Here is a 26,027-nt window from a genome sequence, read left to right on the forward strand (position 1 = left end):
TTACTATTTTACTACAAAATTAGATGATTTCCTAATATTATTGTATTTATATTAAAAATTTGTTTGTTTATTACAAATTATACGTTAATATTTTTTATATTTATAACAATCTTGCTTTTCACTTAACATATATGAATGTTATAATAAGATAAAACTTTATATGAAAGATAAAAGGTAAGTTAATATAAATTTTAAAAATTTAGGAATTAGTAATGATTTAAATGATATATTAAAAAAATAAGGAATAAAGGAACCTACTCCTATTCAAAATCAAAGTATTACACATACTAAGCTGAATTTATACCCAAACTACAAACTACTAACTAAAAAATGCTAACTATTTAAACGCTAATTTTTTTTTCATCCTATCTTCACCTATAATTGTATTTTCAAAAATGCTTTTTGCATTTTCTTCATATTCCTTTGGCTCAATCATAGATGGAGAAAAGTGAGTTAATAGCATTTCTTTACACTTTCCTTCCTTTGCAAGCAATGCAGCTTCTCTAAAAGTCATATGTTTATTCTTAATTGCCTTTTCAATGTCTGCATCATCACCATAAGTTCCTTCACAAATAAATAAATCGCTATCTTTTATAAATGTTATTATATCCTTTAAAGGTCTAGTGTCAGTAATTAAGCTTAATTTTATTCCTCTTCTTTCTTCACCAAGTACCATTTCTTTTTTATAAGTTTTACCATCATAAATTATTATTTCATTATTTCCCTTTTGAAGCTTATTCCATAAAACTTTAGGCACATTATTTTCTTCAGCTTTTTCAAGTGAAAACTTTCTATCTCTCTTAAAATAAAAGCTATATCCTAAACATGGCGATGAATGTTCAACCTCTAAACAGCTTAATATTAATTGACAATTTTCCTTTGATAATTCTAATTTTTCTTTGTTTATATCAAATTTAACTTCTTTTGGATTTTCAATTATATTTATTTCATAAGGTAAATATTTAGCAATTACCCTAAGCCCATTTACTACCTCCGTAATTCCACTTGGCCCTATTATAGTTAAGGGTTGTATTCTTCCGCTATTTCCTATAGTTGCTAAAAGACCTGAAAGTCCAACAATATGATCTCCATGACAATGAGTTATGCAAATTAAATCTATATCTTTAAATCCTGTTCCTGCAATTTTCATAGATACTTGCGTTCCTTCTCCACAATCAATAAGAATTTTTCTACCTTTAAAATTTAAAATTGTTGATGATAAACTTCTAAATGGCATTGGCATTCCTCCACCACATCCTAATAAACATATATCAACCATACCTTAACCACCTTTCCAAATTAATATTATAATTATTGTTTATTATAATCCTTATCTATTTATATATCCAATTTATATAAAAAAAACTCCAAATTTTAAATTTGGAGTTTTTCCAGTTTGTTGAAAAACCCCCTGTTTAAAAATAGAGGATTTTTCTATTATTAGTTGTGGATAAAATTTAATATTAAAAATATTATCAAATTTAATAATATAATATAAAAATAACAAAGATAGTCTTGTTGCTATCTTCTTCATATTCTGCACTGCTGCAGTTAGCAGGCATTGCTCTGAAACTTTTTCGCGTCCGCGGAAGCGAGCATAGCGAAGCCCATGCAGATTTTTTGAATCTGCGAAGCTTCGCTCAACTGTCTCTTTTCTTCTATCATAAATTCCTTTTCCCTTCTCGGTTCTAAGAAAATTTTTATTATCGTCTTTGTGATTTTCCCAAACATGTCTTCTAATTATTTTATATTTAGATTTTTCTCCAAGACACTTATCTTTATGAGGACAACACATACATATTTCTTCAAAACAGCTATATTCTTTATAGCCTTCGCGAGTCGTTGTTTTATATATTAAAGCAACATTATTTGGACAAATATATATGTCTTTATCATAATCATATATATATTTATTCTTTGTATACATTCCTTTTTTGTGAGGAGAACGTCTATATGCAATAACAGGTATTATATCTCTATCTATTATTCCTTTAAAAATAGGATTAGTTGAATATCCTGCATCTAAACCAAGATACTTAGGTTTTATATTAAATGTTTCTTTAATTCTATCTATTCTCTTTAATATTGGTTCGTTATCGCTGACGTTACCAGGGGTAACATGAACATCCATAATTATATTATTTTTACTATCTACAGTTCTATGGTCTAAATAAAAAAAGCCTTCGGGTTTATTATCTCTCATCATATATCCACTATCAGGATCAGTTGTACTTTTCTTAATTTCTTTTGTTTCTTTTTTGAACTTTCTTGGTTTTAAAGGCTTTTTATTATGATTCTCTCTATCTTCATTAACATCAATATCTAACTGTTCTATATATTCCTTAGGAGTTACGTCTACTTCAACTTTTTCAAACTTTCTTTTATTAGCATTTGCTTTTATATGAGTTGAATCAGAATAAAGAATTTTACCTCCAACTAAATCTTTTTCCATAGCTTGAAAAACTATATTATCAAATATTTTCTGTGGAATATCAGTACCTTTAAATCTTCTAATTCTATTCTGACTTATTGTAGATGAATCTGGAATTTTCTCTGTAATTGAATATCCTAAAAACCATCTATATGCTAAATTTACTTCTATATCTTTAACTAACTGCCTTTCGGAGCGTATGCCATAAAGATATCCTATAAATAACATTTTAAATAATACTACTGGATCAACAGCTGGTCGACCATTTGTATGACAATACAAATCCCTAGTTAAATCCCTAATGAATGAAAAATCTATATATTTATCAATTTTCCTTAATAAATGGTCTTGTGGGACTAATTCTTCTAACATTACTACTTCTATTTCACTTTGTGCTTCTTTTCTTTCGTTTATCATTAATAAAACCTCTATGTAACAATTTTATATATTTTAGATTATATTACATATTTGGATAAAAATAAAGACTGCTGACACTTTGTCAACAGTCTGAAAAAACTCCAAATTTTAAATTTGGAGTTTTTCATATTTTAATTTTTAATTATATCTTTTTTTATTTTTTCAAAAGCTTATTTCTATATTACTTTATATTTCTTTGCATTATAAAGCCTGTTTTAATATAGTTTTCTACCTTAAATGGAAACCTTCCAATTTGTTTAAAGCCATTTTTATTATAAAATGAAATTGCATTTTTATTTTTCTCTAATACCCCGCTCCATATAAATTCCTTATTATCATTTTTTGCAATTCTAATTATTTCATTTAATAAAATTTTGCCTAATCCTTTACTTTGATAATCCTTTAAAATATATATTTTTTCTATTTCTAATGACTTTGGAGACTTAATATCTAACTGTGCTTCATATTTATTTAATTTAGTATATCCAACTAACTTTTTATCAACATACATAAGGTAAAATAATGAATCTTCTCTTGTAAGTTCCTTACTTAACTTTGGTATAGTAAAAGTTTTATCTATATATTCTGTAATATAAGCTTGTGTAATGTCTTTATCACAAGTATCTATATAATTCATAGATACTAACTCCTTAAGGGTAAATAAATCATTTAATGTACCCCTCTTCAACTCAACTCTCATCCCTTACCCCCATATCATATATTTTATATTTTCTTTATCAGAAGCATTTACATGAACTGCTGAAAAATCCTTTTCATTAAATTCTCTTAATACTAATCTTTCACTAAATAATGTTACTTTGTTTTCATTTTCTTTATTCATTTCACCCTCACTATGTACCATTTTTATTAAACTATTACATATTATAACATATAGTTAATTTACTTTCCATTATAGTTTAATGGGGATGTCGCATTAAGAATAAATACTACAATATATTGTATTAATTTTTATTTTTTAAAACAATACATTGTGTATAAAAGTTTTAGTGCGACAGCCCCATTAAAATTTAATTTTGATAAGTTATAATATGCTCAATTGTATTTTACTTTTTTTAAACTTTAATTAAACTACTTGTTCATTAAGCTTTTCAACTATCACTTCCTCTATCTTTCTATCTCCAATTTTAGAAATAGAAATTTTTAAATTCTTATATATAAAACTTTCTCCTATACTAGGCAAATATCCAAATTCTTTTATAATCCATCCATTAACAGTTTGTACTTCAAAATCATCTATTTCTTCTTTCATATTAAATTCTTCAAAAAAATCTGATAAAGAAACACTGCACATAACATTATACTTTCCTTCATCTAATTTCTTAAAATATTCTACAACTTCATCATGTTCATCCCATATTTCTCCTACTAGTTCTTCTAATACATCTTCAAGTGTTATAATCCCCATAGTTCCCCCAAATTCATCTATAACTACTGCCATATGATTTTTAATATATTGAAACTTTTTTAAAAGCTCTGAAATTTTAGTATTTGATGTTACATATAAAATCGGCTTTATAATACTATCAATATTTTCTTTTTTTTCATCTAATGCATCATAAAAATCTTTTTCATGAATTACTCCAATTATATTGTCTATATTATTTTCATAAACAGGAATTCTGGAAAATTTATTTTCCTTAAAAACCTTTCTAACATCCTCCATTGTAGTTTCCTTTGGTATTGAAATCATGTCCACCCTAGAAGTTAAGATTTGATCTGCGTCTAAATCATTAAACTCTATAGCTGAACGAATTAATTTGCTTTCATGTTCATCTATACCGCCTTTAATTTCAGCTTCTTCTACCATTGTTAATAATTCATCTTCAACTTCTATTGGTATTTCTTCAACCTTTATTACCTTAGACATCATCTTTTTCCATAATCCAAATAAAAAATTTAATGGTGTAAATATAATCATTAATATTTTTAATATTGGTGTAGAAAACATTGCAAATTTTTCAGGACTTTCTTTTGATAAACTTTTTGGAGATATTTCCCCAAATATTAATACAACTATAGTCATAACGATTGTTGATATTGTTACACCTGCATCTCCATAATATTTAGTAAAAACTATAGTTGCTATAGATGCTGATGCTATATTCACTATATTATTGCCTATTAATATTGTTGAAAGTATACTATCAAATTTTTTATCAAGATTTATTGTATTTTCAGCTCTTTTACTTCCATTTGTAGCTAAATTTTTTAATTTTATTTTATTCAAGCTAGAAAAAGCAGTTTCTGTTGCTGAAAAATATGCTGACATAATAATAAGAATAGCAATAACAACAATCAATATCAGGGCATTATCATCCATCTTTACATCACTCCATTTTTTTAAATATTCTAGTTTACTAACAATATATGTAGAACAGTTTAAAATATTATATAAATCAACTTTCTAATTTAATAAAAAATAAGGATAAATTAAGATTTTAAGCTTAATTTATCCTTATTAAAATTTTTTTTATAATATTATAAGTTTTCTATTTCTTTCATTAATTCTTCTATAAGGTCTTCTTCTTTAACTTTTTTAATTATTTCACCTTTTTTGAAGATTAATCCTTCACCTTTTCCACCAGCAATACCAATATCAGCTTCCCTTGCTTCACCTGGTCCATTTACAACACATCCCATAACTGCAACCTTAATATTTTTATTGCACTTTTCAAGCCTCTTTTCTACCTCTTCTGCAATTTTTATAAGGTTTATTTGTGTTCTACCACATGTAGGGCAAGATACAAATGTCATTCCTTGCTTTCTTAAACCTAAAGCAATTAACATTTCTTTTGCTACCTTAATTTCTTCTATCGGATCACTAGTTAATGATACTCTTATAGTATCACCAATTCCCTCTGCTAATAAAGTTCCTATACCAAGAGTTGATTTTATAGTTCCTCTAAACACAGTACCAGATTCAGTAACTCCTAAATGTAATGGATAATTACATTTTGTGCTCATTAATCTATAAGCTTCAATCATCATAGGTACATCTGAAGATTTAATTGATATTACTATATCATAAAAGTTTAATTCTTCTAAAATCTTAACATGTCTTAAAGCTGATTCAACTAGCCCCTTAGCAGTAGGTTTTCCATCCCTTTCTAAAATGTCCTTTTCTAAAGAACCAGAATTAACACCTATTCTTATTGGAATATTTTTAGCTTTACAAGCTTCTGTAACAGCTTTTACTCTTTCTATATTTCCAATGTTTCCTGGATTAATTCTAATTGCACTAATTCCATTTTCAACACACTTTAGTGCTAATCTATAATCAAAGTGTATATCGGCAACTACAGGCATTGGTGACCCTGCACAAATATCCTTTATTGCTTGTGCTGCTTCCATATCTGGAACAGCACATCTTATTATTTCACAACCAGCTACATGAAGTGCTCTTATTTGTGCTAATGTAGCTTCTACATCTCTTGTATCTGTATTAGTCATAGATTGAATTGAAACTGGTGAATCTCCACCAACATAAACAGATCCAACCTTAACTTTTCTTGTAATTTTTCTTTCCATATTTCCTCACTCCTATAAACTAATAGGGAATAATATATCTTTTAATGTAACTACAATCATAAATCCAATTAAAATCATAAACCCTATATAGTTTGCAGCTCCAACTATTTTATCTGGAACCTTTCTTCTTGTTATTAGCTCTATTAATAATATTACTGTCCATCCACCATCAAGTGCTGGGAAAGGTAATAAATTAAATACAGCTAAATTTATACTAATGAATCCTAAGAAATATGTCAATGTCATTAAACCATTCTTTGCTGCTTGACCTGACATCTTAATAATTGTAACTGGTCCACCTACATCAGTTTTAAAGTTAACTTTCCCTGTAACCATCATCTTTAAACTTTTATATGTTTGTGTTACTAAAGAAATTGTTTCATTGAATGATTCTTTAATAGATTCAAGTACTGTTGGATTTTCTACTGGTGTATAATAAAATCCTACTTGATACATTTGTGTTCCATCTTTATCAACTAATCTTGGTGTAACTTTAATATTTTCTTTTTTTCCATTTCTATTTACTAATAAATCAACAGTTTTCCCCTTAGAAAGCTGAATTCCCATTGATACATCTGTAGTAGTAAATACTCTAGAACCATCTATAGCTAATATTTTATCTCCAACTTGTAATCCTGATTCAATTGCAGGGGTATTTGGTTCTAATTTGCTTATTCTTGCTTCTGTATATCCTCTATTACTAATTATTATAGAAAATGCTACAATTGCAAAAATAATATTCATTGTAACACCAGCTAAAATAACTGTAATTCTTCTTAATGGTGACTTAGATGAAAAACTTCTCTCATCATCACTTACTTCCTCTTCACCAAGCATTTTTACATATCCACCTATAGGAAATAACCTTAATGAATATTGAGTTTCCTTTCCTTTTTTAGAAAAAATCTCTGGACCCATTCCTATTGAAAATTCTTCTACTTTAATTCCATTAACCTTAGCCATAATAAAATGTCCTAATTCATGAACAATTATTAATAAACTAAAGCCTAATATTGCCATTATAATATACACTTAATTCACTCCTAACGCCCATTTTTCTCTTATATATTTTTTTACTTTTTCATCTAATTCAACAATATTTTCTAAAGTTAATTCATCATAATAATTATCTTTAAACACAATCATACATTCTTCTATTATTTCTGATATTTGTAAGAATTTTATTTTTTCTTCTAATAATAATGCAACAGCTTCTTCATTTGCACCATTTAAAATAGTAGGTGCTAATCCTCCAATTCTCCCTGCCTCATATGCAAATTTTAAGCATTTAAATGTTTCTAAATCTGGTTTTTCAAAAGTTAATAATCCTACTTCATAAAAATTAAGTGGTTTTGCAATCATTTCTTTTCTTTTAGGGTAATTTAATGCATATTGTATAGGTAATCTCATATCTGGAGTACCCATTTGAGCTATAATACTAGCATCTTTATATTCAACCATTGAATGAATTATACTTTGAGGATGAACAACAACTTCAATATTGTCATAATCCTTATCAAATAAGAAATGTGCTTCTATAACTTCTAACCCCTTATTCATTAAACTAGCTGAATCTATTGATATTTTTTGCCCCATATTCCATTTTGGATGCTTAAGTGCTTCTTTTACAGTTACATCTTTTAAGTCCTCTAAAGTTTTACCTCTAAATGGACCTCCTGAAGCAGTTAATATTATTTTATTTATATCTTTATTTTCATATCCACTTAAACTTTGAAAAATTGCACTATGTTCTGAATCAACAGGCAATATCTTAACATTGTTTTCTTTTGCTTTATTCATAACAAGTTCACCAGCTACAACTAAAGTTTCCTTATTAGCTAAAGCAATATCTTTCTTTGCTTCTATAGCAGCTATAGTTGGTTTTAGCCCTATCATTCCTACAACTGAAGTTACTACCGTATCAATTTCATCTAATGTTGCAATTTTTATCAATCCTTCAATACCACTAAAAACTTGTATTTCAGGATAATTTTCATCACAATACTCCTTTATTTTTTTAGCAGAATTACTTTCCATCATACCTACATATTTAGGCTTAAATTCTTGTATTATTTCTTTAATTTTATCTACGGAAGAATTTGCAGTAATTCCTATAAGGTTAATTCTTTCTTTTGAATTTCTAATTACATCTAAAGTTTGCGTTCCTATAGAACCTGTTGCCCCTAAAATTGAAATACTCTTCATTTATACCTCCTATAATGTTCCTTCATATATTAAATCTTTTGCTATTAAACAGTATATAGGACCTATCAATATTCCTATTATTCCAAATATCTCTGCTCCTATATACATAGATAACATTACTACTAATGGATGAATATCTAATTTAGAACTTAAAAATTTCAATTCTAATACTTCTCTTATTATTTGTAATAATAAATATAAAGCAATTAATCCAACCACTAATAAGTATTTCTTCATTATTATATTGTATATTATAATTGGAATAAATACAATTATTGTTCCTACATATGGCAATATATCTAAAATACCACATATCACACCTAAAAATATTGCACTTGGAACATTTAATATTTTAAATCCCACGATAGTTATTATCATACATATTATTACTAATTTAATTTCGATTTTTATTACTTCCCCTAAATTATTTTTTTTAATTCTTATAGTTTCAATAACATCATAGGGTAAAATAAAATTTAAAAATTTTATAAATATCCTTTTATCAACAAGTATAAAATACACAGTTATATTGGCAATAACATATGATATTATTCCTTGTCCAGTTACTGCAAGTCCACTTTTAAATGTTAATGATGTTAAACCTTGATAATTATTTTGAATAAATTTTTCTAAATCTATATTAAAAATAACTTTAATTGTGTTAAGCCATTCTTTTAATTCATTTATATGATTTATGTAAAAACTTTGAATTAATCCTACAATTGAATTTCCAAAATAAAATATAAAACAAAACATCAATACATTTATTGATAAAATAGTTAAGGCTCCTGAAATTTCTTTTTTTTGAATTATCTTTTTTATTAAATCATACATAGGATTGCTAATTATTAATAAAACTATAATAATAAAAAAAGGTTTAAAATAATTTTTTATTACAAATGCTAAAATTACAAAAAGAAATAATAATAATAATAAATTAACTAATGTTTGATATTGATAATGTTTTTTATATCCCTTATATAATCTCATTTTTTCTCCTTAACTTAAAATATTATATTCTACCACACTACTAATTTATTATATATATATATCTTTTAGAATATTTTTTATTTATCAAAGTAATTTACTTTTAGTGAACTTTATTTTGTATAAATAAAAAATTGGATTCCTTCACTCCTAATTTATTGAATTAATCTTATAGTTTTAAATTTTTAAAATATATTTGTACAATTTATCATAACTAAAAAAAAAGATACAATAGCTTAATTTCTATTGTATCTTTTAACTTTAAATTCTTAATATAAATGTTAAATAATAAAATACTACTACTGCATTAAATAATATTGAATCAAATCTGTCTAATATTCCACCATGCCCTGGAATTAAGTTACTATAATCTTTTAAACCTACATATCTCTTTATTGATGATGCAACTAAATCACCAAATTGACCCATTATACCACATAAAGCACCAATTAAAAAGAAATGAATAACACTAACTTCTGGAACATAGCTACTTACTACTATTCCAAAAATTCCACATCCAAGTGTTCCACCTAAAAAACCACCTATAGACCCTTCAATAGTTTTTTTAGGGCTTACTTTTGGACATAACTTATGTTTTCCAAGATATTTTCCAAAATAATATGCAGCTGTATCAGAAAGCCATGCACCTATAAATATAAGCCAAACTAAATATTCTCCATGTATTTTAGAATTTACTAATGGAATAAAGCTAAATAAAATTACAACATAAACAAATCCTAAAAATGTTACTGAAACATCCATAAAAGAATATTTTAAATCTATAATTGGTATTATTAAAGATAATACCATTGCTATTACTAAAATATACATCATAGATTCAAAATTATTATTAAGAAGATAATAAGCAATTAATAAAGCATAGCTTATTATTGGAATACTCTTAATTTCCTTAGTACTTAATGCATGATAAAATTCATATAATCCACATACTGATAATGCTATAGTAAATAATTTTAATGGTAATCCCCCTAAAAGTACAAATATTAATAATGGTGCAAGTACAAGTGCACCTATATATCTGCTATTAACCTTCATATTCCAACTCCTATATTATACTCCACCAAATCTCCTATCTCTATTTTGATAATCATATATAGCTTGTTGTAAATCCTTTTCTGAAAAATCTGGCCAATTTATATTTGAATACCAAAATTCAGAATAAGCACATTGCCATAATAAGAAATTACTTAATCTTTGTTCTCCTGATGGTCTTATTATTAAATCTGGATCTGGTGAATCTTTAGTATATAAATAATTTGCAAATAATTCTTGCGTTATATTTTCCTTATTTATTTTACCTTCTTGAACATCATCTACAACATTTTTTACTGCCCTTATAATTTCATCTCTTCCACCATAATTAAAGGCAAAATTCAATACTAATCCAGTATTATTTTTAGTTAATTCTATAGATTCTTCAATTTCTTTTCTACATTCATCTGCAAGAGCTGTAATGTCTCCTAAAACTCTTAAAACTACTTTATTTCTATGCAATTCTGAAACTTCGCTTCTTAAGTATTGCACTAAAAGTTTCATTAAAGCATTAACTTCATCTTTAGGCCTTTTCCAATTTTCAGTTGAAAAAGCATATAGTGTAATATATTTTACTCCAAGTATATCAGCTTCTTTTATAACTCTTCTAATAGTTTCAACTCCAGCTTTATGTCCCATAGTTCTAGGTAAGTTTTTGGCTTTTGCCCATCTCCCATTACCATCCATGATTATAGCTATATGTTGTGGTATATTATCAGCATCTAATTCAAACTTAGTTTTTTCTTCTTTCTTATTTGCTTTAAAATAGCTTAACATTTTTTAGCCTCCACACTTCAACAAATGATATTTTAAACTTTTAACTACTTTTTTTAATAACCTTCCTAAAACTAATAATATAAATATATTTATAATTTATTTTAAAATTGCAGTTAATAAAAAAACCTGCTAAATAGCAGGTTTTAAATTGACATAATCTCTTTTTCCTTAGCTACAACTAGTGAATCTATTTCTTTAACATATTGATCTGTTTTCTTTTGAACAGATTCTTCACCTTTTTTAACTTCATCTTCTGAAATATGTCCGTCTTTCTTTAATGCTTTGATCTTTTCATTAGCATCTCTTCTAATAGATCTTACTGCTACTTTAGCATCTTCTCCAAGCTTTTTAACATTTTTAACAAGATTTTTTCTTGTTTCTTCTGTTAATTCTGGAACTAATAATCTTATTATAGATCCATCATTAGAAGGGTTAATTCCTAAATCTGACTTTAAAATAGCTTTTTCTATATCCTTTAATAAAGATTTATCCCATGGAGTTATAACTAACATTCTTGGTTCTGGAGCAGATATATTTCCAACTTGTTCAATTGGACATAATCCACCATAAGCTTCAACTTGAATTCTATCAAGCATCTTAGGGTTAGCTCTACCAGCTTTTAATGTAGTTAAATCTGATGTTAATACAGATATAGTTTTTTTCATTTTGCTTTCTGCAGTATTTAATACGTCCTTAATCATATATACCTCCTTAATTATTTAGATACAATTGTACCTATTTTTTGACCTTCCATTACTTTCTTAATATTTCCTTCTTCGCTTATACCAAAGACTAATATTGGAATATTATTGTCCATACATAATGTAGTCGCTGTTGTATCCATTACTTGTAATCCTTGTTCGATTACTTCCATATAAGTAAGTTTATCATATTTTTTAGCATCTGCAAACTTATTTGGATCCTTATCATATACACCATCAACATTTTTAGCTAATAATATAACATCAGCTTCAATTTCTGCTGCTCTTAATGCCGCTGCAGTATCAGTTGAGAAATATGGGTTTCCTGATCCTGCTCCAAAAATTACAACTCTTCCTTTTTCAAGGTGTCTAACAGCTCTTCTTCTTATAAATGGTTCAGCTATTTCTTTCATCTCTATAGCAGTTTGAACACGTGTCATAACACCAATACCTTCTAATGCATCTTGTAAAGCTAATGCATTAATACATGTTGCTAACATTCCCATATGGTCTGCAGTAGTTCTATCCATACCTTCGCCGGTTCTACCTCTCCATATGTTTCCTCCACCAACAACTAAGCCAACTTCTACGCCCATATCAACTAAAGTTTTAACTTCTCTTGCTATTCTTCCTACTACTTCAAAATCAAAACCAAATCCATTTGCTCCTGATAAAGCTTCTCCTGAAATTTTTAACATTACTCTTTTATATGCAACATTTGCCATTGTAATCCCTCCTTATGGTATATATGTAGTCTTTTCCTTAAAAAAAGAGAACACAAAAGTGTTCTCTTTATATTACATACCCATAGTCTTAGCAACTTCTGCAGCGAAGTCTTCTTCAACCTTTTCGATACCTTCTCCTCTTTCGAATCTAGCGTATCTTGTAATAGTTATTGGAGAACCAACTTCTTTAGATTTTTCTTCTAAGAATTTAGCAATTGACTTATCTCCATCTTTAACCCATGCTTGATCTAAAAGACAAACTTCTTTGTAGTATTTTTGGATTCTTCCCATTACCATTTTTTCAACGATATTTTCTGGTTTTCCTTCATTTAATGCTTGAACTCTATAGATTTCTTTTTCTTTTTCTAAAGCTTCGCTATCTACTTGTTCTCTGCTTAAGAATAGAGGATTTGCAGCAGCAACTTGCATACAAACTTCTCTTGCTACTTCTTCTAACATAGCGCTATCAGTGTCACAAGCAACTTCTACCATAACACCAATTCTTCCGCCACCGTGGATGTAGCTAGCAATAGCTCCGTTTTCAATATTGAATTTAACAAATCTTCTTACTGTCATGTTTTCGCCTAATTTTGCAATTAAAGCAGTTAAAGCTTCTTGTATAGTAGCTTCTCCATCAAACTTTTCAGCAACTAATTCTTCTGCTGTTGTAGCATTTGTGTTAGCAGCTATTTCAGCAACCTTTGTAGCAAATCCTACAAATTCTTCGTTAGCAGCAACGAAGTCTGTTTCACAATTAACTTCTACCATAGCAGCAGTTTTCTTATCAGCTGAAACGAAAGTCTTAACGATACCTTCAGCAGCAACTCTACCAGCTTTTTTAGCAGCAGCAGCTAATCCCTTTTCTCTTAAAAATTCAATAGCTTTTTCCATGTTTCCTTCAGTTTCAACTAAAGCTTTTTTGCAGTCCATCATACCTGCACCAGTCATTTCTCTTAATTCTTTAACTGATTTAGCAGTTATCATTATTAAATTCCTCCTTGACATTAAATGTAAACCTTATTTTAGGTTAAAAGGTAAATGAAGTTGCCCTCACCTACCTCTTAAAGTTATTACTCAGCTAATTGTTCACCTTGTCTTCCTTCGATAACTCCATCAGCAAGTTTAGCAGTTATTAATTTAACAGCTCTGATAGCATCATCATTTCCTGGAATTACGTAATCAACTTCTTCTGGGTCACAGTTAGTATCTACGATAGCTACTACTGGAATTCCTAAGATTTTTGCTTCTGATATAGCATTCTTTTCTTTTCTTGGATCAACTACGAACATAGCTCCGATGTTATCAACGTTTAAGTTAGTGATACCACCTAAGTTGTTTTGTAATTTTTCCATTTCACCTTTTAATTTGATTACTTCTTTCTTAGGTAAAACATCAAATGTTCCATCTTGTTCCATTTGTTGTAATTCTTCTAATCTCTTAATTCTTGTTTTTATAGTTTTGAAGTTAGTTAACATACCACCTAACCATCTGTTGTTAACGAAGTGCATGTTTGATCTTATAGCTTCTTCTTGGATAGCTTCTTGAGCTTGTTTCTTAGTTCCAACGAAAAGGATATCTTTTCCTTCCATTGATACTTCTCTCATGAAGTTGTAAGCTTCTTCTACCTTCTTAACTGTCTTTTGAAGATCTATTATATATATTCCGTTTCTTTCTGTGAATATATATGGAGCCATCTTAGGGTTCCATCTTCTTGTTTGGTGTCCAAAGTGAACGCCTGCTTCTAATAATTGTTTCATTGATATTACTGACATTTTGTTACCTCCTGGTTTTTCCTCCACAACCTTCATTTTTATAAAGCTTCCTAAATAATTAGGCACCAACTTTATACATTGGGTTGTGTGTGTATTTTATTACCTAGGTTAGTATATCATAAGCTTTATATAGTAGCAACATATTTTTTGCATATTTTATCTTTCACGCCATAAAAGAATAAAATTATTGTAAAACTATTATAATTAACTCATGATATAAACTTATAGATAATAATTCATCTTTTTTATTATTGCCTAAAATTTATTTTTTAAAACAAAAAATGGGCTGTCGCACTAAAACTTTTATACACAATATATTGTTTTAAAAATAAAAATCAACACAATATTATTGTAGTATTTATTCTTAATGCAACATCCACATTTTTATTTATCTTATCTTTTTTAACTCATCAACTAATTTTTCATTTAAAATTTTAATATGAGTACCTTTCATGCCTAATGATCTAGATTCAATTACACCAGCACTTTCAAATTTTCTTAAAGCATTAACTATAACACTTCTTGTAATTCCAACCTTATCTGCAATTTTAGAAGCTACTAATAAACCTTCATTACCATCTAATTCATTAAATATATGGTCAACAGCTTCCAATTCTGAATAAGATAAAGTACCAATTGCTAATTGAACAACAGCTTTCTTTCTAGAATCATCTTCTAATTCATCTTGTTTAGCTCTTAACATTTCCATTCCTACTATAGTAGTGCTATGCTCAGCTAAAACTAAATCATCATCTGTAAATTCTTCTCCAAATCTAGCTAAAAGTAATGTACCCATTCTTTCTCTATTCCCTATTATAGGCACAATTGTAGATATTTTATTAGATATTTCGCAGTTACCCTCACCCTTAAAAACACAAATTCCATTGCTTTTTACATTTGCTAAAGTTTCTGTAATTTTTAATAAGCTTTCATTATACCCTTTTGGAAATCTACATTCTTCTAAAACATATTTTTTCATTATTCCACATTCAAAATCTTTAGAAAATGTATGCCCTAAAACTTTTCCTTTTCTACTAATAATATATACATTACAAGATAATACCTCACTTAAAAGTTTGCATATATCATCAAATACTACTGGGTCTGCACCACCTGTTTGTAGAATTTTATTTAATCTTCTTGTTTTATTTAATAATGATGACAATTAAATACTCCCCCCATCAAAATCCTTATCTAATAAATGCTAATTTTCTAAATAATCAAAATTTTATGATATCTCTATTATTTTTATAGTATCATATTAATATTTCTTTTACAACATTTTTTACATTCTTTCGACAAGTACTTATTGGGGTGATTTCATTATTCTTCTTTTTTATCTTCTTCTAATTGTATTACATTTCCACATTCAGTATTTGAGCATACTGCCTGCTTACCTTTTGTTTTAGAGTACTTAATAGTCATATAGCTTCCACACTTAGAACAAGCTTCTTTAATTGGTTCATTCCAGCTAACGAAATCACATTCAGGATAATTAGAACATCCAAAAAACTTTTTACCTTTCTTACTTCTTTTAACTAAAATCTTTCCTCCACATTTTGGACATGGTACATCCAATTCTTCAACAATCGGCTTAGCATTTTTACATTCCGGATATCCTGGACATGCTAAAAATGTTCCATATCTTCCCTTTTTAATAACCATCATTCTTCCACATTTATCACAAGGTACATCACTTACTTTATCTTCAATTACAACTTTAGATATTTCCTTTTCCGCTTTTTCTATAGCTTGTTGTAATGGTGCAAAGAATTCTCCTACAACAGATTTCCACTCTTCACTACCTTCTTCTATATAATCAAGTTTTCTTTCCATACCTGCTGTAAAATCTACATCTACTATTTGTTTAAAATAATCACACATAATGTTATTTACAATAAACCCAAGTTCTGTAGGAATTAAATTTTTCTTTTCTCTAACTACATATTCTCTACTTAACAATGTTGATATTGTTGGTACATATGTAGATGGTCTTCCTATTCCCTTTTCTTCTAAAAGTTTAACAAAAGAAGCTTCTGTATATCTAGCTGGTGGTTGTGTGAAGTGTTGTTTTCCTTCAATTGATGCTGGCTCTAAAACTTCTCCCTCTTCTAATTCTGGTAATAATACATCATTATCTTCTTCTTCTGTTTTATAATCATATACTTTCATAAAACCATCAAATTTAATAGTTGATCCTGATGCTTTAAAAGTATAGTTTCCATTAACTATATCAATGCTATTTGTACTTAATTCACAAGATGACATTTGACTTGCAATAAATCTCTTCCAAATTAAAGTATATAGCTTATATTGTTCTGGTGTTAAACTTGCTTTTGCAACTTCAGGAGTTATTTCTATATGAGAAGGTCTAATTGCTTCATGAGCATCTTGTATATTTTTCTTACCTTTATATACTCTTAATTCTTTTGGTATATATTCTTCTCCATAGCTTTGCTTAATAAAATCTATAGCTTTTCCTTGCGCTTCTTCAGAAATTCTAACAGAATCAGTTCTCATATAAGTTATAAGACCTACTGTCCCAAATCCTTTTACATCAACACCTTCATAAAGAGCTTGTGCTATAGACATAGTTCTTTTAGTTATAAAATTTAATTTTTTAGATGCTTCTTGTTGAAGTGTACTTGTTGTAAATGGAGGAAGTGGATTTTTAGCTCTGCTTCCTTTTTTAACTTTTTCAACTCTATAATCATTTTGTGAAAGATCATTTATTATTTTATTAGCTTCTTCTTCATTATTAATTTCTATTTTCTTATTGTTATGCTTTGTTAATTTGATAGGAAATTTTTTTCTTCCTTTTTTTAAAACACAATCTACCGTCCAATATTCTTTTGGTTCAAAAGCCTTAATTTCTTCTTCTTTATCACATATTAACTTTAACGCAGCTGATTGAACTCTACCTGCACTTAATCCCCATTTAACATTTTTCCAAAGAATAGGACTTATTTCATATCCAACTAATCTATCTAATACTCTTCTTGCTTGTTGAGCATCAACTAAATTTAAATTAATTTTTCTAGCTTCCTTAATAGATTCTTTTACAGCTCCCTTAGTAATTTCATTAAAAACTATTCTGCAAGTTTCATCTTCCGAAATTTTTAGAATATTAGCTAAATGCCAAGATATTGCTTCCCCTTCTCTATCGGGGTCTGTTGCAAGATATACTTTATCAGCCTTTTTTGCTGCTTTTTTTAATTTATTAATTAATTCACCTTTTCCTCTTATAGTTATATACTTTGGAGTAAAATTTTCTTCTATATCAACACCTAATTTACTTTTAGGTAAGTCTCTAACATGACCCATTGATGCCTCAACAGTATAATTTTTCCCTAAGTATTTACTTATTGTTTTTGCTTTTGCAGGTGATTCTACTATAACAAGATTCTGACCCATACCATCAACTCCTATATATTCCTTAGGAGCTTTTACCCCCCTAATCCATCTCTATCTAATCTTTACATAATAATTGCCTGGTAGGCAAATAATTTCATTTTCATTTTGCATTTCAAATAATAACTCAAATAAAGCTGTTCTGTCAATATTTACACTTCCAATTATTTTATCTATATGTATAGGCTCTTTTCCTATCTTTTTTAACAAATCCATTTTTATATCATTTTTGTTATTATTTTCTCCACCTTTTTTAATTATATTAAGAAAATCATACAAATCTTGTTTTCCCAAAAATGGATCACAACCATCATATATCAAAGAATTACATCCTGCACTAGTTTCATTAAATATAGATCCTGGAACTGCTAATATTTTCTTATGTTGTTCTTGTGCATAATCAACTGTAATTAAAGAACCACTTTTCTTTGATGCTTCAACTACTATAACTCCTTCATTACTTAATCCACTTATTATTCTATTTCTTTGAGGAAAATTATAAGCTAAAGGTTTTGTTCCAGGTAAAAATTCTGAAATAAGCAATCCATTTTTAGATATTTGTTCATATAACTTCTTATTGAATTTTGGATATACAACATCTATTCCACAGCCTAAAACTCCAATTGTCTTTCCACCTCTACTAAGTATTTGACGATGAGCAATTGAATCTATTCCTGCTGCAACTCCACTTACTACTCCATATGATACTTCAAATAACTCATTTGCAATCATCTTAGCAACTTGCTCTCCATAAAGAGTATTTTTTCTTGCACCTATAACTGCTATCATTTTTTCATTAACTAAAGATAAATCTCCTTTATAAAATAACATATATGGAGGATTACTTATATTTTTTAATTTTTCAGGATATAAATTTGATGATAAAGTTACATATTGTATATCATTTTTATATAAAAACTTTTTAAAATCCTCTTCTTTATATATATCCCTATGTTTAAATCTTTTTATAAATATTTTATTTATTTCATTTTTATTAATTATATTATCAATATTATTATAAATATTTTCTTCATTATTATACTTTTCTATTAATTTTACTTTTTCATAATTACTTATATCCATTAAAATTAACCACAATTCATACTCTTTCATTTTTCAACACCAACCTTAAATAATTTCTCCAAATACATTTTTTCTAAAGCCTATTGATTCAATTATATGATAATCCATTATTTCATCACAGCATTCTAAATCAGCTATTGTTCGTGCAACCTTTATTATTTTTGTATATCCTCTAAGAGTAATATCATAATTTTTATAATAACTTTCTAACACTTTTTTAGCTCCTTTACTTAACTTAAATAATCTTAAAACATCTTTACCAACAACTTCTGAATTATATCTATAATTTGTGTTTTTAAAGCGTTCCTTTTGTATTTCTATTGCAACTATTACTCTATGTCGCATATTATCAGAATTTATTTCATCTTTTCCTATACAAATTTCTGCTGTTTTTATTCTTGGAACAAAATTTAAAATATCAATTCTATCAAGTAATGATCTTGACATTCTATTTATATATCTCTTTTTTTCTAACTCTGTACAAGTACATACAGATGTAGAATCATAATCTAACATTTTTCCGCAAGGACATGGATTAAAAGTTCCTACAAGTATAAAGTTGCTTGGCAATGTATAACTATCTTTTAATCTTGATATATTTATTATTCTATCTTCAAGGGGCTGTCTTAATAACTCTAGTACTTCCTTTTTAAATTCCAAAATTTCGTCTAAAAATAGTACTCCATTATGTGCTAAAGTTATTTCACCTGCTTTAATATCTTTTCCTCCTCCAATTAAAGCAGTTTTCGTTATTGTATGATGTGGTGATCTAAAAGGCCTTGATATATCATACCCGTCATTCCACATACCTGATACACTATAAATTTTTGCAACTTCCATTTGTTCTTCTAATGTCATAGGTGGTAATATTGAAGGTAATGCCTTTGCAAGCATTGTTTTCCCACAACCTGGTGAACCAAATAACATAATATTATGTCTTCCTGCTGCTACAATTTCCATTGCATGCTTGGATGTATATTGCCCCATTATGTCTTCATATTTATTATTATATATTATTTTCTTTTTCTTTTGAGATTCACCTTTATAAGGAAGCAAATCATTATTTTCTAAAAATGAAATAACCTGATTTAATGTTTTAAATGGATAAAAATTTCCTAATATAAAATTTCTCATTTCCCTTAAGTTTTCTAATGGAAAGATAAAATTTTGCTTCTTGCTTATATCTCCCTCAAATATAATAGGAATAGCACCTTTAACACCCTTTAATTCTCCATTTAATGAAAGTTCTCCAAAAATTATATAATCATTTAATGATTTTTCTTCAATTTGTCCTGATGCCATTAAAATTCCTAATGCTATTGGCAAGTCTAGTAAACTCCCTATCTTCTTTACATCTGCTGGTGCTAAATTTATAGTAATCCTTCCTAAAGGAAATTCATACCCACTATTTATAATTGCCATCCTTACTCTCTCTTTTGCTTCTTTAATTGATGTATCTGGTAATCCAACTATATTAAATATTGGAATTCCTCTTGTAATATCTACTTCTACATTAATTAATACCCCATCTAATCCCCTATGAGTTGCACTTATTATTTGTATAGCCATATTCTAAAATCACAATCCCTTCATATTTCAATACTATTTCTTCATTATTGACATGGTTTTACTTCTTTAACCTTATTTTGAATAAAAATACATTCTTAGTCTATGATTAAAATAAGAGGTGATTAAAATGCATAGTTATAATAAGGACATTGGTAGCTTTGGTGAAGCTTTAGCTAGAGATTATCTAATCTCTAAAGGTTATAAAATTTTAAATATGAATTTTAGAAATAAATTTGGTGAAATAGATATTATATGTAAAAAGAATAATTTATTAATTTTTTGCGAAATAAAAAGCAGGTATTCAAATTCATTTGGTTCCCCAATAGAATCTATTACCTGCTATAAACAAAAACAAATAATTAAATTATCTGAATTATATTTAATTTCTAAGAAATATTATAACTTTAATGTTAGATATGACATAATAGAAGTACTATTTAATACTATAACATCTTCTCATATTATAAATCATGTACAAGATGCATTTAGAGCATATTAGTATGATAATATATTGTTTAAAAATGACATTCTATGAATTTCTGTAGGACCATATTCTTTAAGTCCTGCTATATGCTTAGATGTACCATAACCTGCATTTTCCTCAAAAGCATAATGTGGATATTTTTTAGAATACTCCTTCATCAAACTATCTCTATATACTTTTGCAACAATTGATGCAGCTGCTATACAAGCTGATTTTGTATCACCTTTAATTACAGCTTTATTTGGTATTTGTATACCCTTTACTGTATATCCATCAGATAAAACTAAATTAGGCTTTACTTTTAAACTATTACATGCTTCAAGGAATACTTCATTATTGCAAACTCCAATTCCTCTTGTATCAATTTCCTTTGAATCTCTAGAAGCAATATAATATGCAACTGCTTTTTCTTTTATTATTTCTGCTAATTCTTCTCTTTTCTTCTCGTTTAATTTTTTTGAATCATTAATCCATAATATTAACTCATCATCAAGAACATTTAAATCTAATACTACTGCACATGAAACAATAGGTCCTGCTAAAGGTCCTCTTCCAACTTCATCTACACCTGCTACAACTTGAAAATCTCCAAAAGATTTATCGAAATTATACATTTCTCTTACTCTTTTGATTTCACTTTCAATCTTATCTTTAGCTCTTTGAAGTTTATTGCCTAAACTATTTATATTTTTACGCTTATCAGCTTTTAATATATCTATAATTTTTATTAAATCTTCAGAATTATGTACTTCATTTACATCTATTTTATCTACTTTTTCTTTAACAGCTTTATAACCTAAGCTACTAATATCTGTAGTTAACATATCCATTATCTTCTTTCCTTTTTCTTTTCATTTCTCTTTTCTTTTCTTATTCTACGTTTTCTTTCTTTTTCAGTTTCTTCTTTCTTTTCAACTTCAACTTCTTCGAAAACATCATCTGGACGCTCTAGAGAAATATTCCCCAATTTGCCTCCTCTAAATTCATCTATAAGCATAACAGCAATTCTATTATAATTAATTTCATTACGTGCCATTATACATCCTCTTTTTCTGGCAATAGCATCAAGATTATCTAATGGATTTTCATGTATTTCAGTAATTCCAAATCTTTCTATAAGTCTTTGTGGATAATACTCTTGAAGTCTTTCAACTAGCTTATATGCTAATTCTTCTATATCCATGATTTCATCTTTAATAGCTCCTGTAAATGCTAAATTTAAAGCTGTTCTTTCATCTTCAAATTTAGGCCATAATACACCTGGTGTATCTAACATTTCCATATCTAAAGAAGTCTTTATCCATTGTTTACTCTTTGTAACCCCAGCTCTATCTCCAGTTTTAGCAATATTATTTCTTGCCATTTTATTTATAAATGTAGATTTACCGCAGTTTGGAATACCAACCACCATTACTCTCATCATAAATTTAACTAAACCTTTAGCTTTAGCTCTCTCATGTTTTTCCTTTAATAAGTCTAAAAGTGCTGGCTTTATTTGTTGTAGACCTTGCCCTCTTAAACAATTAACTTCTAAAACTCTTACATTTTCATTAGATAATTCTTTTACCCATGCTTTAGTTACACTTGATTCTGATAAATCACTTTTATTTAATAAAATTACTCTTGGCTTTCCTGCACAAATTTTATCTATGTCTGGATTTGCTGAACTTCTAGGAATTCTGGCATCTCTTATTTCTATAACAGCATCAACAAGCTTTAAATTTTCGACTATTTCCCTCTTTGTCTTTTTCATATGCCCAGGGAACCAATTAATTGTAGCCATAATTCAAACCTCCAAATCTATTTTTAGTTTGTAGTTTTTAGTTATGGATGAGGATGCCGCATTAAGAATAAATACTACAATATATTGTGTTGATTTTTATTTTTTAAAACAATATATTGTGTATAAAATTTTTAGTGCAACAGCCCCTTAAATATTTTCTAAAATTCAGCCTAAGCTGAATTTTTTCATTAACTACTAACTCCTAACTACTAACTATTCAATAATTGTTGTAAACAAAAAGAGACTTAATACTAAGTCTCTTCATATCTTTATTAACTTAAATTATTTAGTTAATAATTCTTTAACTTTAGCAGCCTTACCTACTCTATCTCTTAAGTAGAATAACTTAGCTCTTCTAACTTTACCTCTTCTAGTTACTTCCATCTTTTCGATGATTGGTGAGTTAACTGGGAAAGTTCTTTCAACTCCAACTCCATAAGCAAGTCTTCTAACAGTGAAAGTTTCTCTTAAACCACCATTTTGTCTCTTAATAACAGTACCTTCGAACATTTGGATTCTTTCTCTGTTACCTTCTTTAACTTTAACGTGTAATTTAACAGTATCTCCAACGTGGAATTCTGGTAAATCATTTCTCATTTGTTCTGCTTCTATAGCTCTTAATATTTCGTTCATTGTGCATTCCCTCCTAAACTGATAATTGACGCTCTTAACAAAATTTTTGACAGCGGAACGCCCGTACTAACACAAAAGTTATTTTAACATAACTATTTTTATATTTCAAGAAATTATTTTTTATTATTTAATAATTTTTTATCTTCTTTTGTCAAAACTACACTTTTATATAAGTCAGGTCTTCTTTTCTTTGTTATTTCTAAAGATTTTAATCTTCTCCACTTCCTAATATTTTCATGATGTCCAGAAATTAATACAGATGGTACACTTTCTCCTTCAAAAATTTCTGGTCTTGTATATTGTGGATATTCTAATAATCCATCTGAAAAAGATTCATCTTCATGACTTTCAGATTTATTTAATACTCCTGGCACTAATCTTAATACAGAATCAATAACTGGAATTGCAGCCATTTCTCCTCCTGTTAATATAAAGTCACCAAGTGATATTTCTAAATCTACTTCTTTAAACGCTCTTTCATCTATTCCTTCATAATGGCCACAAAGAAAAATCAAACTTTCCTCTTTTGCTAATTCTTCTGCCATTTCTTGATTAAATGTTTTTCCCTTTGGTCCTAAAAATACAACTTTACCATTATTTTTCTTCTTACAAGCTCTTATAGAATCAACTACTGGTTGAGCTGCCATTACCATTCCTGCTCCTCCGCCATATGGATAATCATCAACCTTTTTATGCTTATTTAAAGTGTAATCCCTAATATTTTCAGTATTAATAGAAATTAATCCTTTTTCCTGAGCTTTTCCTATTATACTATGATTAAATATATCAAACATTTCAGGGAAAAGAGTTAGAATACTAATCTTCATCCATCCATTCTCCTACTGGTCTTATAATTATTTTTCTTTCATCTATATTAATATCTAAAACTATATCTTTTAATACAGGTATTAATAATTCTTTAGGTTTTCTAATCCAATAAACATCATTATTTTTTGTTTGGATAACATCATATATTCTACCCAATTCTTTTCCTGTTGTATCAAATACAGTACATTCTCTTAAATCAGCTAAGAAATAACAATCTTCTTCAAGTTCAACTGCATTTTCTCTTGTTACTTCCATAAACTTTTCTTTAAGTCTTTCTGCATCTTCAATTTTATTTACACCTTCAAGCTTAATTATAACTCTATCTTTTTGATATTTGCAGCTTTCTATTTTAACTTCTTTACCATTTATTAAAACAAAATCTAAATCATCAAATCTTCTCATATCATCAGTTAATGGAATAACCTTAACTTCACCTTTTAACCCATGAGTATTTACTATTTTTCCAACTTTTAAATTTTTACTCACAAACTTTCACCTCTTACGTTACTTTAATTTTTTCCTATATTATTTATATCAAACTTTTTGTGTTTTAGCAAAATAATTATTACTTACCTTAATGACTTTCCTATGTACGTATCTCTGCTAGAGACACACTAGTTTTTGTAGAATCGAGTAGGAGGAAAATAAATTATTTTATTTTCCTCCCTCTCACACCACCGTGCATACTGGCCTGGTACACGGCGGTTCTTTAAGTTTAATGAATTTTAATATACTGATATGTTAGGCTTTTCAAGCCTAAGTCCGTAACCTTCATCTCATATATCTGCTACATTTACTCCTAAAGTTTTTGGTAGTGTTGGACTTTGTTTTGTATTACAAACTCGTCCGACTTTAGTAAGCCTTATATGTAGTTCGTATTACTCAGACCAAGACTTTGCCTCAGACTTCCTTCAGATTCCACCTCACGATTGCCACCCTTGTCCTTGGCTAGTGGTTTCCACTACCAAGCCCACAACGGACTTTCACCGTCAAGTTGTTGTCCATGTTTGGCACACAATAAAAAAGAGTTAGGAAAAATCCTAACTCTTTACATCGATAATTTCAACTACTATTTTTTGATCTTTGTTTAGTGCTGCGGCTTTTACTACAGTTCTGATAGCTTTTGCTATCCTTCCTTGTTTACCGATTACCTTACCCATATCTTCAGGAGCAACCCTTAATTCAAGAATTAAGTCTTGCTCTCCTTGAATTTCATTTACATGAACTTCACTAGGATTATCCACTAAGGATTTAGCAATTACTTCAACTAAATCTTTCATAAGAGCCTGCAAATACTATGTACTAATGTAAATGTATTTTGCAGAGTTCACCTCCCAAAAATTACTTGTTAAGACCTACTGTGTTGAATAATCTCTTAACTACATCTGTAGGTTGTGCACCATTGTTGATCCATTTTGTAGCTTTTTCTTCGTCGATTTTGATTTCTGCAGGTTCTGTTATTGGATTGTAGTACCCAATTTCTTCGATGAATCTACCATCTCTTGGGCTTCTTGAATCAGCAACAACAACTCTGTAGAAAGGAGCTTTTTTAGCACCCATTCTTCTTAATCTGATCTTTACTGCCATTAATTTCACCTCCTTTAAAGGGTTATATATAA

Annotated in this window: 26 protein-coding genes and 1 pseudogene; 1 reads left to right on the plus strand and 26 read right to left on the minus strand. The window is 28.1% G+C overall.

Annotated elements, in window-relative coordinates; translation table 11 throughout:
* Nucleotides 1-337: 337 nt before the first annotated feature.
* From ACUN06_RS08140 to ACUN06_RS08230, 19 genes and pseudogenes are all read right to left on the minus strand, one after another.
* Nucleotides 338-1,279, minus strand: a complete 942-nt coding sequence (locus ACUN06_RS08140) for a ribonuclease Z (RefSeq protein WP_449389606.1) — start codon at nt 1,277-1,279, stop codon at nt 338-340.
* A 201-nt stretch (nt 1,280-1,480) separates the two neighbouring features.
* Nucleotides 1,481-2,848 (minus strand): annotated as a pseudogene (locus ACUN06_RS08145) (IS1182 family transposase); the annotation flags it as partial.
* Nucleotides 2,849-3,029: 181 nt separating this feature from the next.
* Complete coding sequence (locus tag ACUN06_RS08150; protein ID WP_294367545.1) at nt 3,030-3,548, minus strand: GNAT family N-acetyltransferase; 519 nt, start codon at nt 3,546-3,548, stop codon at nt 3,030-3,032.
* Nucleotides 3,549-3,551: 3 nt separating this feature from the next.
* The gene (locus ACUN06_RS08155) at nt 3,552-3,689 is read right to left on the minus strand and encodes a hypothetical protein (RefSeq protein ID WP_449389607.1); all 138 of its coding nucleotides are present in this window, start codon (nt 3,687-3,689) and stop codon (nt 3,552-3,554) included.
* Nucleotides 3,690-3,932: 243 nt separating this feature from the next.
* Nucleotides 3,933-5,189, minus strand: a complete 1,257-nt coding sequence (locus ACUN06_RS08160) for an HlyC/CorC family transporter (RefSeq protein ID WP_449389608.1) — start codon at nt 5,187-5,189, stop codon at nt 3,933-3,935.
* A 158-nt stretch (nt 5,190-5,347) separates the two neighbouring features.
* Nucleotides 5,348-6,397 (minus strand): flavodoxin-dependent (E)-4-hydroxy-3-methylbut-2-enyl-diphosphate synthase, encoded by a 1,050-nt coding sequence (gene ispG, locus ACUN06_RS08165; protein ID WP_294124585.1) that lies wholly within the window; start codon nt 6,395-6,397, stop codon nt 5,348-5,350.
* A 12-nt stretch (nt 6,398-6,409) separates the two neighbouring features.
* Entirely contained in the window at nt 6,410-7,429 is a 1,020-nt protein-coding gene (locus ACUN06_RS08170) for a M50 family metallopeptidase (RefSeq protein ID WP_291731657.1), read from the minus strand.
* Nucleotides 7,430-8,602 (minus strand): 1-deoxy-D-xylulose-5-phosphate reductoisomerase, encoded by a 1,173-nt coding sequence (locus ACUN06_RS08175; RefSeq protein WP_449389609.1) that lies wholly within the window; start codon nt 8,600-8,602, stop codon nt 7,430-7,432.
* Between the two features lie 9 nt (nt 8,603-8,611).
* Nucleotides 8,612-9,592 (minus strand): AI-2E family transporter, encoded by a 981-nt coding sequence (locus ACUN06_RS08180; RefSeq protein ID WP_291731653.1) that lies wholly within the window; start codon nt 9,590-9,592, stop codon nt 8,612-8,614.
* A gap of 258 nt (nt 9,593-9,850) precedes the next feature.
* A complete protein-coding gene (locus ACUN06_RS08185) occupies nt 9,851-10,645 on the minus strand; it encodes a phosphatidate cytidylyltransferase (RefSeq protein ID WP_291731651.1) in 795 nt (264 codons plus the stop codon).
* Nucleotides 10,646-10,660: 15 nt separating this feature from the next.
* Entirely contained in the window at nt 10,661-11,419 is a 759-nt protein-coding gene (locus ACUN06_RS08190; protein WP_449389610.1) for an isoprenyl transferase, read from the minus strand.
* Between the two features lie 143 nt (nt 11,420-11,562).
* Nucleotides 11,563-12,120: a ribosome recycling factor gene (gene frr, locus ACUN06_RS08195; RefSeq protein WP_291731647.1), complete on the minus strand. Its 558-nt coding sequence runs from the start codon at nt 12,118-12,120 to the stop codon at nt 11,563-11,565.
* Nucleotides 12,121-12,134: 14 nt separating this feature from the next.
* Nucleotides 12,135-12,845, minus strand: a complete 711-nt coding sequence (gene pyrH, locus ACUN06_RS08200; protein ID WP_291731646.1) for a UMP kinase — start codon at nt 12,843-12,845, stop codon at nt 12,135-12,137.
* Between the two features lie 72 nt (nt 12,846-12,917).
* Nucleotides 12,918-13,829: a translation elongation factor Ts gene (gene tsf / locus ACUN06_RS08205; protein ID WP_291731643.1), complete on the minus strand. Its 912-nt coding sequence runs from the start codon at nt 13,827-13,829 to the stop codon at nt 12,918-12,920.
* 86 nt (nt 13,830-13,915) lie between these two features.
* The gene (rpsB, locus tag ACUN06_RS08210) at nt 13,916-14,617 is read right to left on the minus strand and encodes a 30S ribosomal protein S2 (protein WP_291731641.1); all 702 of its coding nucleotides are present in this window, start codon (nt 14,615-14,617) and stop codon (nt 13,916-13,918) included.
* A 388-nt stretch (nt 14,618-15,005) separates the two neighbouring features.
* Entirely contained in the window at nt 15,006-15,782 is a 777-nt protein-coding gene (codY, locus tag ACUN06_RS08215; protein ID WP_291731639.1) for a GTP-sensing pleiotropic transcriptional regulator CodY, read from the minus strand.
* A gap of 158 nt (nt 15,783-15,940) precedes the next feature.
* Entirely contained in the window at nt 15,941-18,031 is a 2,091-nt protein-coding gene (topA, locus tag ACUN06_RS08220; protein ID WP_301953374.1) for a type I DNA topoisomerase, read from the minus strand.
* Nucleotides 18,032-18,082: 51 nt separating this feature from the next.
* On the minus strand, nt 18,083-19,141 hold the full coding sequence (gene dprA / locus ACUN06_RS08225; RefSeq protein ID WP_291731633.1) for a DNA-processing protein DprA: 1,059 nt from the start codon (nt 19,139-19,141) through the stop codon (nt 18,083-18,085).
* Between the two features lie 15 nt (nt 19,142-19,156).
* Complete coding sequence (locus ACUN06_RS08230) at nt 19,157-20,680, minus strand: YifB family Mg chelatase-like AAA ATPase (RefSeq protein WP_291731631.1); 1,524 nt, start codon at nt 20,678-20,680, stop codon at nt 19,157-19,159.
* 127 nt (nt 20,681-20,807) lie between these two features.
* On the opposite strand from ACUN06_RS08230, the gene ACUN06_RS08235 reads away from it, so the two are divergent.
* The gene (locus tag ACUN06_RS08235; RefSeq protein ID WP_449389611.1) at nt 20,808-21,179 is read left to right on the plus strand and encodes a YraN family protein; all 372 of its coding nucleotides are present in this window, start codon (nt 20,808-20,810) and stop codon (nt 21,177-21,179) included.
* On the opposite strand, the gene ACUN06_RS08240 is transcribed toward ACUN06_RS08235, so the two are convergent.
* From ACUN06_RS08240 to rpsP, 7 genes are all read right to left on the minus strand, one after another.
* Nucleotides 21,176-21,994 carry a ribonuclease HII gene (locus ACUN06_RS08240; RefSeq protein ID WP_449389612.1) on the minus strand — a complete coding sequence of 273 codons (819 nt, stop codon included), beginning with the start codon at nt 21,992-21,994 and terminating at the stop codon, nt 21,176-21,178. The two genes, ACUN06_RS08235 and ACUN06_RS08240, sit on opposite strands and share 4 nt — an antisense overlap.
* Nucleotides 21,994-22,947 carry a ribosome biogenesis GTPase YlqF gene (ylqF, locus tag ACUN06_RS08245; protein ID WP_294126242.1) on the minus strand — a complete coding sequence of 318 codons (954 nt, stop codon included), beginning with the start codon at nt 22,945-22,947 and terminating at the stop codon, nt 21,994-21,996. The genes ACUN06_RS08240 and ylqF overlap by 1 nt, the downstream gene beginning before the upstream one ends.
* A gap of 282 nt (nt 22,948-23,229) precedes the next feature.
* On the minus strand, nt 23,230-23,580 hold the full coding sequence (rplS, locus tag ACUN06_RS08250) for a 50S ribosomal protein L19 (RefSeq protein WP_291731624.1): 351 nt from the start codon (nt 23,578-23,580) through the stop codon (nt 23,230-23,232).
* A 113-nt stretch (nt 23,581-23,693) separates the two neighbouring features.
* A complete protein-coding gene (trmD, locus tag ACUN06_RS08255) occupies nt 23,694-24,407 on the minus strand; it encodes a tRNA (guanosine(37)-N1)-methyltransferase TrmD (RefSeq protein ID WP_291731623.1) in 714 nt (237 codons plus the stop codon).
* Nucleotides 24,397-24,894 (minus strand): ribosome maturation factor RimM, encoded by a 498-nt coding sequence (gene rimM, locus ACUN06_RS08260; protein WP_294126243.1) that lies wholly within the window; start codon nt 24,892-24,894, stop codon nt 24,397-24,399. Before rimM ends, trmD begins: the two co-directional genes overlap by 11 nt.
* A 554-nt stretch (nt 24,895-25,448) precedes the next feature.
* The gene (locus tag ACUN06_RS08265; RefSeq protein WP_291731621.1) at nt 25,449-25,688 is read right to left on the minus strand and encodes a KH domain-containing protein; all 240 of its coding nucleotides are present in this window, start codon (nt 25,686-25,688) and stop codon (nt 25,449-25,451) included.
* 61 nt (nt 25,689-25,749) lie between these two features.
* Nucleotides 25,750-25,995, minus strand: coding sequence for a 30S ribosomal protein S16 (rpsP, locus tag ACUN06_RS08270; protein ID WP_042396852.1), 246 nt, complete (start codon nt 25,993-25,995; stop codon nt 25,750-25,752).
* Between the last annotated feature and the right edge of the window lie 32 nt (nt 25,996-26,027).

The sequence above is a fragment of the Clostridium sp. ETTB3 genome (assembly GCF_053571985.1).